This window comes from Candidatus Enterococcus myersii, from assembly GCF_017316025.1.
Taxonomy (GTDB): Bacteria; Bacillota; Bacilli; order Lactobacillales; family Enterococcaceae; genus Enterococcus_C; species Enterococcus_C montenegrensis.
In genome coordinates this window covers 1-9,449 of sequence record NZ_JAFLVT010000003.1, presented here as the reverse complement: position 1 = coordinate 9,449, position 9,449 = coordinate 1, and the positions used below count along the sequence as shown (strand labels likewise).

The 9,449-nt window shown below is 38.5% G+C and carries 5 protein-coding genes and 2 pseudogenes; 1 reads left to right on the top strand and 6 read right to left on the bottom strand.

What is annotated here, in order from left to right:
* Window positions 1-197, bottom strand: a pseudogene (locus JZO76_RS02120) (helix-turn-helix transcriptional regulator); the annotation flags it as partial.
* Window positions 198-467: 270 nt separating this feature from the next.
* Between JZO76_RS02120 and JZO76_RS14115 the strand changes: the two are divergent.
* Window positions 468-815: pseudogene (locus tag JZO76_RS14115) on the top strand (transposase); the annotation flags it as partial.
* A gap of 2 nt (window positions 816-817) precedes the next feature.
* On the opposite strand, the gene JZO76_RS02115 reads toward JZO76_RS14115, so the two are convergent.
* The 5 genes from JZO76_RS02115 to JZO76_RS02095 form a co-directional block, all read right to left on the bottom strand.
* Entirely contained in the window at window positions 818-1,939 is a 1,122-nt protein-coding gene (locus JZO76_RS02115) for a class C sortase (protein ID WP_002291076.1), read from the bottom strand.
* Window positions 1,936-3,132 (bottom strand): class C sortase, encoded by a 1,197-nt coding sequence (locus tag JZO76_RS02110; RefSeq protein WP_206902529.1) that lies wholly within the window; start codon window positions 3,130-3,132, stop codon window positions 1,936-1,938. The genes JZO76_RS02115 and JZO76_RS02110 overlap by 4 nt, the downstream gene beginning before the upstream one ends.
* An 85-nt stretch (window positions 3,133-3,217) precedes the next feature.
* Entirely contained in the window at window positions 3,218-4,705 is a 1,488-nt protein-coding gene (locus tag JZO76_RS02105; RefSeq protein ID WP_206902528.1) for a SpaH/EbpB family LPXTG-anchored major pilin, read from the bottom strand.
* Window positions 4,706-4,769: 64 nt separating this feature from the next.
* Complete coding sequence (locus JZO76_RS02100) at window positions 4,770-5,501, bottom strand: pilin N-terminal domain-containing protein (RefSeq protein ID WP_206902527.1); 732 nt, start codon at window positions 5,499-5,501, stop codon at window positions 4,770-4,772.
* Window position 5,502: 1 nt separating this feature from the next.
* Window positions 5,503-8,733 (bottom strand): SpaA isopeptide-forming pilin-related protein, encoded by a 3,231-nt coding sequence (locus tag JZO76_RS02095; protein WP_206902526.1) that lies wholly within the window; start codon window positions 8,731-8,733, stop codon window positions 5,503-5,505.
* Window positions 8,734-9,449: the final 716 nt, after the last annotated feature.

Genomic DNA, 9,449 nt, shown 5'->3' with positions numbered 1-9,449 from the left:
GATTTAATACTAACACCAAATTAAGCTTAAGTAAATTTTCAATCGCTCCATACATAGTTCCTGCTGCTACCTTAACTGATCCATCACTTAACTTATCAATTTCTTGAATAATAGCATATCCATGAACGGGTGTAGTTAAAACTAAAATAATATAAAAAAGTTCTTTCCGTTAAAGGTAAATATGGATTTCTAATCATACAAAGAAAGTCAAGTATTAGAAAAAAGTTCACTAGGATAATAGTCTAAGATTCTATTAAAAATTCAAAAGATCAAGTGTTCACTTCGCTCTCACTGCCCTCGACGTTTTAGTAGCCTTTCCGTAACTTCGTTCAGTCTAAGCCAACTAAAAGTTTTCGTGCTACTCTCTCCTTCACCCTAAAAAATAAATCGAGTTGTGTCTCTGTTTTCGGCCATTTTGATATCTTATTTAAACTTTCTTGAATAAATGTACGCTCTAAACGAGGTCACTGGAACATCCGTTTCAAGCCTTTCATGTAAGAATGATGAAAAAGCTGCAATTAAAAGGGCTCAAAAATGAAGCACAGAAACTGAAAGTAAATTGGCGTTTCTTAACTAAAAACAGACGGAATATTAAAAAACTTAGTGTAGTTTCCGTGCACCTAAATTCCCACTTCTTACAGAAAGTTTAGACGAAGAATTTAGAAAAAACTACAAAATTTACTCAAATATAACGAAGGTATACGAAGTGCATTGATTTATACCCATACCAATGACAAAATAGAAGCTAAGAATACCCATATTAAACAATGAAACGTGTATCTTATGGATTTAAATCATTTGATAACATAAGCATTTTTTATTTGACTTCTAGCATTCTTTCTTCTTTTAACATAACTTTTTTCTTATTTATCTTCCAAATCTTGGATGGCCTCTTTTTTTTCTTCAAACCAAACTGCACCAACCAACTCTTGCCCAATTTCAAACGATAGCAATCCCCTGGTAGATCGGTAAAAGTGACTTGTCCGGTTTGATCTGTTAGTTCTTGATAGGCTTTTCCATTACGCCGCAGGGCTTTTTTCCCTTTTTTATCATAGAGTGCGATTGGCGTATGTTCTGCCACGCCTTCTAAGCAAACTGTGAAATCAAAACGCACTTTCCGCAGTCGGTAACGGGCGATCACATGATACAATTGATAAATAGCGGCTAAGATCAACAGGGCCGTCCCCGCCAAGATAGCGATTTGTTTCAACTTACGAAAACGATCGCCTTTGACTTGTTTTTTCTCGGCAGCCGGTGTATATGGCACGCGTTTTCCTGTGACTAACAAACGGTGACTATTGATCATATAAGGGGTACAGGTCATGAGCGTCACCAAGTCTTGGCCTGGTTCGATCTTTAAAACCGAAGTCTGATCTGGCGTCACGACTTGGCTGTCAAACACTTCATAAGCCAAGGTTTCCCCTAAGACATTTAGCAGAAAAATATCACCGTTTTTAAGCTCCGGCAGATTGGTGAAGAGTTCCCGTTCTGGCAAGCCACGATGAGCCGAGATCACCGCATGGGTACTTGCGCCACCAACAGGAAAGGACGTGCCATCTAGGACCGTCGCACCTTGTTCCAATAAATCATCATTGGTCGTATCAAACAGCGGTAACTCAATGGCCAAATCAGGAAGATTGATGGTTCCAATCAAATGTTTTTTGTAATAAGCAGCTGAAACCGTACCGCCATTCGGATTCGCAAACGGATCAGCACCCGGAGCTAACCCACTTTCGCTCAATTTACTATTTTCTTCCGCCAGTCGCTTGCGTTCGGCTTCAAATTCTTTCTGGCTTTCCTTCAAATAGCGATCGACGCGCACTTGATCGATCACATTATTTAACGCATCGACATAAAAGGGATAGAGCATGGTCAAGATGCCGACCATAAAAATGAGGATGATCGCAATTTGCGAGATCACTTGCCTATTTTTCTTCATTTTTTCGCTCCATTCTCCAGATAATAAGTAACTTTCTTACCGTGCTTTTTCTTCGTGACGCGGCTTAAAACAAACTGCCGATCTTTTAAACGGCGGACCTTGCCCTTAACTGGTTTTGTCGACCCATCGATCGCCTTGGCATAATAACGACCCCCTCTGATCTCAGGGAAAGACACCCATCCATCCACCTGGCTTACAGCAACTGGTTGGCTAGTGACATCTGTTGCCCAGCGTTTTTTACGGACTAAGGTAAAAGTCACGCCTGCTTTGGGTTGACCATTTTCCAATAAGTAAAAACAAAAGTCATAACTGTGTTTGCCACTTTGATAATAGACGAACTTGCGATACATCCAATAGAAAATCATGGCAAAGAAAAGCGGGATCAGTAGTAAATACAAGCGAAAACGCCGTTCGACCGCTTTTTTGGTACTGGTCACTTCCTCCGCCATTTCCTCCACATAAGGCACACGGTGTCCAGTGACTAATAAACGATGGGTATTGATGCCATAAGGTGTACAAGTCAATAAGGTCACCAAGTCCCGCCCCGGTTGGATGACCACTTTGTCGATATCCGACGGTAAAACGATCTGGATGTCATCGACCTCATAAGCCAATTTTTCCCCAGCAATGGTCAAATAAAAATCATCGTCAATCACCAACTTTTCTAAATCTGTAAAAAGTTTACGTTCCGTCAAGCCACTGTGGCCTGAGATCACCGAATGGGTACTATCGCCACCGATCGGATAAGACGTTCCTTGTAAAATCGTCGCGCCTTTTTCCAAAAGAGCAGCATTGGTTTCATCAAATAAAGGTAAGCTGACCGAAATTTTTGGAATATAGATAGCACCCACGGTATGCTCTTCATAATAGGCTTTACCCGGATCTTTGGCATCATCGACCGCATTTTCAAACGGGTCTTCTACCAGTCCCATGCCAGGAATATTGGTCATGTTCTTACTTTCAGCTAGCTCTTTATTTTTTTCGGCCATTTCTTGGTACCTTTTTGCTTGTTCTTTGGTATTTGTTGCGGCCATCTCAGCCAAGTTTTTTTCCATCATCTTTTGGTCATAATAGGAATTCACCGCATTGGCCAAAAAGGGATAGCTGAAAATAATGGCACCGGTCGTAAATAAAATCGCCATTAGCAGTTTTAAAATCAAATTGATCCGTTCATTTTTTTGGCGCTGATCCATGCTTGCACCTCCTTCTCCCTATTTAAAAGAAAGAAAAGGCAACTTCAAGAAATGAAGCTGCCTTTTGCTATTTTAAAACTATATCTTAGACTTCAGCTTGTGTTTTAGATTTCTTGAACCAAGCGTAAGCACCGATCATAAGAGCAGCACCGATAAGTAAGAAGGCATAGATCCCGTTACCACCTGTTGATGGAAGCAGACCTTTAGGCGTGTTAAGAACAGACTTTAGTTCTTGACTGCCATATTGACCGTGTTCAACAGTGAAATCGACATCTTCATCAAGTAACACATATTTATCACTTGAAGTCGCTTTTTCTTCTAATTGATAGTCACCATTTTTCAAACCAATTACTTTCAACTCACCTTTGTCGTCAGAAATGATTTTCGTTGCTTTTGCTTCATCAGTCGTCCATTCTTTAAAGATATATTCACCTTTAGTGTTTTTAGCATCTTCAAATATTGCAAAGTTAGAGCCTTGTTTTACGACAAATTCCGCACCAGATAAGGTTGCACCAGATTGCGAATCTTTTTTGACGAATTTATAACCACCTGTACCAAATTGTGTTGGAGGTGTAATTTTATCTTGAGGGTTGTTACCAATTGTTACTTGGGCACTATTGTTTACTAAATCGTCAGGATTTACTTCAGCAGTTAATTTCATTTTGTAAGTAGCAATCAATTGACTACCAGCTAATTTTCCTACATTTTCACTTTGTTTCAAAGTAACAGTAAATCCGCCAGTTGCAGAATCTTCAGCTAATTCATAGTCAGTTCCAGCTACTAAACCAGTTGCTGCAAAAGAATCTTTTACATAAGCAAGTCCAGCAGTTGGCGTATCAGTTACAGAGTAAGTGACGCCATCTTCCAGAATGTCCGCAGGAATATTTAAAGTTAATTTATATTCGATTTCATCGCCAGTTGTAAGGTTATGATATAAAACATTTCCATCAGCATCCTTAACTTCAGTGAACTTATCTAAATTGGCAACTTCTTTTTTATCAGTCTTGGTTTCGTTCTTTGGATAGACTTGAACGTTGGTATTGATTGTATCTGAATATTTGCCTTCTTTAAACGTATAGATTGGCATTGCTAAAACGATTGGAGCGGCTTTTGTCGTTACGGAAACATTGCCTGGCGTGCTTGTTTCAACAAACATATAGACTTTATCTTTGTCGCCATCTTTTAAAGCAAGTCCTTCAAAAGTTGTTTGACCATTGGCATCCGTTTTTTGTTCTGCTTTTGCTACAGTTGTGTAATCTGACGCATTATCAGCAATTTCTTTTGTTGCTTCTGCTTGTGACTTACCATCTGCAATCAGAGCAAGATAAGCATCTGTTACATCATAGGCTGTAAAGCCGGCTCCTTCAAGTGGATCTCCACCAAAGTCCATTTCTTCCCCAGTATTTTGCATGGAACCTTGTGCTGGAGCTTCGCCATCTTTCCAGATTCGTTTGTTGATCGTTACATTTGTCGTTGTTGCTTCAGCAGCACTTACTGTTTTCGCACCAAACACGCCGGTGAATAAAGGTACTACAAGTAGTGCTGCAAAAAGTGTTTTCCATAATTTCTTCATTTTCTAATCCCTCCTTTATTTTTTGTACAATATTCCAATAGACCTTAGTCTTTTGTACCTTTGATTAATTGTTTCGTACAGAGTGTTTCCGCCATAAAATGATCGCCGTACCGATCAAAAGAATCCCCAATATACCTAGGAAGGATTTTTCTTCACCTGTTTGTGGAAAGCGTTTCTTCGGTTTACTTGGTTTTTTAGGTTTAGTTGGTGTCACTGGCTTTTCAACGATTGTTCCCACATTTTTAGGATAAAGGTGAACGGTAGCTAATTCTTTGTCCGTATAGGTTTTACCGTCTGTGCTCATTTCATATACTGGTAAAGCCACTACTAAGGGTTCGGCCGCTTTTTCGACTTTTACCTTTTCAGGATCAGGCAATGCCGTTTCAACAATCAGGTAAACCGCATTTTTACCGCCACTGCTTTTAGGTAGTTGGGTAAATTTGATTGTGCCTTTTTCATCAGTCAGGCCTTGTTCTCTGATAATTTTTTGATAATCAGCAACATTTTCTTGAATCATTTGAATAGTTGTTGTTTCGTCAGAGCCTTTGACCAATTTATAGTAATCCTCTGTAATGTCATAAATCGTAAAGCCGACCCCTTCGATTGGATCTTTGGTATCTTGATCGGCCGCTCCCGTATTTTGAATAGTTGCAGCAGGTGCTTGATCCCACAATTGTTTGTGGATCACAATATCGATCGTCCCATCATCCGCAAAGGCTTGTTGCCCCGTAAAGATCCCTACCAGCAAAGTTGAAAGAAGTATGGTGATTTTTATGAACAATGATTTATTCTTCATCTTAGTTCAACTCCTTTCGATTACGGTAGACATAAATGCCACCGACAAGAGCCAATAAACCAATCACTAGTAGTGCAAATTCCATTAAATGTCGAATGCCTTGTCCACCAGTAGATGGCAAAAGTCCTTTTTGTTGGTTAGCAACATTATATTTAATCACATTGCCATCAGTGGTAATAACATCTTTTTGTTCTTTCCCATCAATGGTGACTTTGCCGTCTTGATCAATGACGATCTTAATTGAATCTTTCAATCCAACATAGCCATCCGGTGTGACTGTTTCAATCAGTTCATATTCACCGGGTTTTAAGCCAGTAAATTTAAAGACATTCGTATCAGAATCGAGTTCCTTAGAGTAATCTTTACCTACTAATTTAAACTTGGCACCTTTCAAATCTTTCCCGAGGTTGTCTTTCTTAGTCACGATTAATTCAAAGTCTTTCAAAAGATTGACTACTTGATTATCTTTGATACCAGAAACAGTTAATTTACCATCTGCATCAGCAATCATAATTTCAATCGGATCTTGTGTCTCATAACCCAAGGGTGTCGTGGTTTCTTTGATAACATATTTACCAATCGGTAACTCTATGTCAAAAGTAACTTGACCATTGTCATCCGATGTCACTTCTTTACCGATAGCCGTTGTTCCGTCTGCTTTGTACAAAGTAAAGCCAGCACCTGCTAACGGCGTTTTACCATCATTCCCTACTTTCGTAAATGTAACAGAAGTTTTTAGCAACTTATTGGTGACTTGTAAAAGTTTCTTATCCGAATTTACATTGATAGATGTTGGAGAATAGCTAGCTTCTTCATACCCATTAACTCGTTCTTCGACTACTCGATACTCAAGCACATTTTTAGAGCTGTCATAAGCGGGTACATCAGAAAACTTCCCTTTCAGGCTATCTCCGGTTGCATTTGCTTTAATAGTTAATGTTTTCCCAGAAACATTGGCCCAATTTTCATTGCCACTCTTTTGTTGTAGTTGTAGGGTCACTTCTTTACGCGTTCCCCACTGATTATCCTCATCGTCCCAGATTTTTTCTGCTTCAATGTCAAATTTTTGTGGTGGCACTTTAACTGATGGAACCGCAAAGCCAAATTGATCTTTATATTGGTTGTCCGCTAAATAAGTCGGTCCATTTGCCGGATAGAACTTGCCATCTTGATACTCTTCTTTGAGAGAAACAGTATAAGTCACACGCAAGCCATCTCGCTGTGTATCATTTCCAGATAAAGTAAGATTGGATAAATTTACCGAATTGTTGCGTGTATCCACGGTAACATCATTTACATAATCTGGTTGAGTCCCTGTCGTTACATTCAACGACTTAGGTGAGCTTGTTTTTAATGTTAAAGCTTGCGTTTTAACTGAACTAGTATCTAACGCTACATACTTGCTCATCGGATCAAAAACATTGGCATTACGAATCAGAGCACTCACATCTTGAATTTTTTTCTTGATTTGATTCAATACATTATTTAAGTCAGTTTGACTTGTTGCTGAATATTTTCCTTGAGGTCCTAAAGCATCTAAGATATCATTAACATTTGTTACTTCAAAGCCAATGGCATAGCGATCAATTTCAGGATTTTGTTCGGTTCTTTTTTGTCCGTGAGAAATGGTATTACTTCGGACTGTACTAATATCTGGTCCATTATCTGATCCATTTCCAATATAAAGATCAGTAGTATTAGTTGCTTTAAAAGTCTCTACTCTACCATTATTGTCAGAAGAACGTGTCATCCCACTCTGACGAATTCCACTACTGCTACTAGTATAAGTAGTAGTTGGTCCCCAAGTTGGTAATCCATCTGTTAAAATAATCAATACTTTTTGGGCGTCTTCTCTTCCGTTATATTGGCTATTAGTTAAAAGTTCTAAGCCAGCATCTAATCCTAAGAAAGTTGGTGTTCCCCCACTTGGGCTTTCATTTAATAACGCATGAGTCAAAAAGGCATCGGTGCTTGTAGTAAATCCAGTGTAGTTTCCTTGAGTGCCACCAAAATTTCCTACTTTTCCATAAGGAACATGGGTTGTTCTTCCTTGAACTGAACCAAAGCCTGCTATTCCAAGTTGGACACTTCCACCTGGATTATCATCTAATAGACCATGAGCAAATGTACCTAAGGCCAACTTTAAATTCGTCCATCTATTATTAGCCATACTCCCTGACTTATCAACGACAAAAGCAACGTCGACATTTTTACGTGTCTTCAAAGACCCCCCAATGATATCTAGTTGAATTTGAAATTGAGTGGGATTATCAGTAGGAATAACGATTTTCTTCAAATTAATATTTTGGTTATTCCCTACATCGTAAGCATGATAGCCATTATCAAAATTAAGATTACCTTCGAGGATATTTTGAATTTCTACATTACTATCTGAATCTCCTGCAGAACCATAATTATAATTTTTAATCATGTCACTTGAATCTGATTTCGTATACTGATTCGTGTCATGAGACGGGTATTGTCCTCCATCAGGTGTATACTTAAAAGGATCATTATAAGCACTCACATCATAAGTAGAAGCTGCTGAAGAACGATAATAGTTTTGTTGAGGCCCTACCATAGTCGAATCATCAGAAGTTTGTATTGTTCCTTCAGTTGCTTCACTGGCTTCTTCCGTTTGTGTCGTCGTTTCGGTCGCTTGGCTACTAGTGGTTTCTTCAGCCGTTGTCTGAGAAGTAGCACTTACTTCTGTCGTTTTTTGTGTAGCCACTGCTGGTAATTTCAACGCATGCGGACCTTCTACCGCACTAGTCAAAATATTCTTGTTAATAGTGACAGCTTGTGTTTCATCCGTTTTTGTTGCATCGGCTTGAATTTCAAGAGCTACCTTGGAGACATTTAGCACCGTTGTAAATGAAAGAGAACCCTGCGATTGTTTCGAAAAATCTTTTTCCGCAAACCATTGGTCATCATTAGTAGCAAAACTGGCATCTTCATTAAAAGCTATTGCTTCTCCATCAGCCGTCACTTTGAATTTCAGTGCTTGATCATTGCCATCACTTGCGACATCTTTTTCATACTGTAATTTCCAATTTAAAGAATTTCCATCTGATGAAACAGAGGAACTAACTTTTAAACCTGATTGATCTACGATTTTATCCGGCTGAGTTTCTATAGCCTGTGCGATACTCGAATAAGCAGTCAAGATTTGCGGGATAAAGCCCATCAAAATAGCAACCATCATAAACCAGACCGATTTCTTCTTCTTCATTTCTTCCCTCCTCTAAAAAACATGATATCTATTCTTAAACAAAATTTAAATAGCACTACCTAAGATTTGATACTGCCATCTAAATTATAAACAATTTATAGAGATAATATTATTGTTATCTCTCTCACATTCCTATGCTTTGCTGTATCCGCCACTGTTTCCATACCACCTAAGATTTGATACTGCCATCTAAATTATAAACAATTTATAGAGATAATACTATTATTATCTCTTTCACATTCCTATGCTTTGCTGTATCCGCCACTGTTTCCATGCAACTTTTATGATGTCTTGATAATAAAAGACTACTCTAAGAAGAAGCGCACCCACGACTAAACTGAAAACGAGCCGTAACACTAAGGAAAAATCTTTTCCAATATCTTCAACTCACTTGAGAAGGCACTTACCCTTCAATTCCGATTTTCACAGAGATATTGTCTAGCAGAAATAAAAATGGATAGGTCGCTTTTATCGTATAAGGTACCGTATCTCCAAACACTTCTTTTTACCCTAATGATGAATTTTTTATCATATACTAGCCTTGAAATTGTTTATTTGAGTAATCTTTGAGCTCTGCAACTGCTTCAGCTGTCAATCCACTTTTCTGTTCAATCTGATAATTGACTTGTTAGTGGATTTGAGTCAATATCTTGGACACATTTTAGTAGAGACGGTTATGTCATTTTTTCTTTTGCCAAATCTTCAAACTCCTGAGG